Source organism: Erwinia psidii, assembly GCF_003846135.1.
GTDB lineage: Bacteria > Pseudomonadota > Gammaproteobacteria > Enterobacterales > Enterobacteriaceae > Erwinia > Erwinia psidii.
Map to the genome: position 1 here is coordinate 1,640 of NZ_RHHM01000029.1, position 1,739 is coordinate 3,378.

Sequence of the window (1,739 nt, forward strand, 5' to 3'; positions counted from 1 at the left end):
TACGCGCCAGCGTGCCTTCTCCCGAAGTTACGGCACCATTTTGCCTAGTTCCTTCACCCGGGTTCTCTCAAGCGCCTTGGTATTCTCTACCTGACCACCTGTGTCGGTTTCGGGTACGATTTCGTGTTGCCTGATGCTTAGAGGCTTTTCCTGGAAGCAGGGCATTTGTCACTTCAGCACCGTAGTGCCTCGTCATCACGCCTCAGTGTAAAGTGAACCGGATTTGCCTGGTTCACACACCTGCACGCTTAAACCGGGACAACCGTCGCCCGGATGACATAGCCTTCTCCGTCCCCCCTTCGCAGCAACACCAAGTACGGGAATATTAACCCGTTTCCCATCGACTACGCCTTTCGGCCTCGCCTTAGGGGTCGACTCACCCTGCCCCGATTAACGTTGGACAGGAACCCTTGGTCTTCCGGCGAGCGGGCTTTTCACCCGCTTTATCGTTACTTATGTCAGCATTCGCACTTCTGATACCTCCAGCATGCCTCACAGCACACCTTCGACGGCTTACAGAACGCTCCCCTACCCAACAGCGCTTGCGCGCCGCTGCCGCAGCTTCGGTGCATGGTTTAGCCCCGTTACATCTTCCGCGCAGGCCGACTCGACCAGTGAGCTATTACGCTTTCTTTAAATGATGGCTGCTTCTAAGCCAACATCCTGGCTGTCTGGGCCTTCCCACATCGTTTCCCACTTAACCATGACTTTGGGACCTTAGCTGGCGGTCTGGGTTGTTTCCCTCTTCACGACGGACGTTAGCACCCGCCGTGTGTCTCCCGTGATAACATTCTGCGGTATTCGGAGTTTGCATCGGATCGGTAAGCCGGGATGGCCCCCTGGCCGAAACAGTGCTCTACCCCCGCAGATGAGTTCACGAGGCGCTACCTAAATAGCTTTCGGGGAGAACCAGCTATCTCCCGGTTTGATTGGCCTTTCACCCCCAGCCACAGGTCATCCGCTAATTTTTCAACATTAGTCGGTTCGGTCCTCCAGTTAGTGTTACCCAACCTTCAACCTGCCCATGGCTAGATCACCGGGTTTCGGGTCTGTACCCTGCAACTTAACGCCCAATTAAGACTCGGTTTCCCTGCGGCTCCCCTATACGGTTAACCTTGCTACAGAATACAAGTCGCTGACCCATTATACAAAAGGTACGCAGTCACACCATAAAGGTGCTCCCACTGCTTGTACGTACACGGTTTCAGGTTCTGTTTCACTCCCCTCGCCGGGGTTCTTTTCGCCTTTCCCTCACGGTACTGGTTCACTATCGGTCAGTCAGGAGTATTTAGCCTTGGAGGATGGTCCCCCCATATTCAGACAGGATACCACGTGTCCCGCCCTACTCTTCGAACTCACAGTATGTGCACCTTCATGTACGGGAGTATCACCCTGTATCCTGCGACTTTCCAGACGCTTCCACTGAGGCACAAACTGATGATGGTTCCGGGCTCCTCCCCGTTCGCTCGCCGCTACTGGGGGAATCTCGGTTGATTTCTTTTCCTCGGGGTACTTAGATGTTTCAGTTCCCCCGGTTCGCCTTGCAGCACTATGTATTCATGCTGCAATGATGCACAAGTGCACCGGGTTTCCCCATTCGGGTATCGTCGGGTGTAACGGTTCATATCACCTTGCCGACGCTTATCGCAGATTAGCACGCCCTTCATCGCCTCTGACTGCCAGGGCATCCACCGTGTACGCTTAGTCACTTAACCTCACAACCCACAGGCGTCCTTAGC

At 54.6% G+C, this 1,739-nt stretch carries 1 rRNA gene (cut by a window edge); it reads right to left on the minus strand.

Annotated elements, in window-relative coordinates:
• Positions 1-1,715: ribosomal RNA gene (locus EB241_RS20615) — 23S ribosomal RNA — on the minus strand (it extends 1,288 nt beyond the left edge of the window).
• Positions 1,716-1,739: the final 24 nt, after the last annotated feature.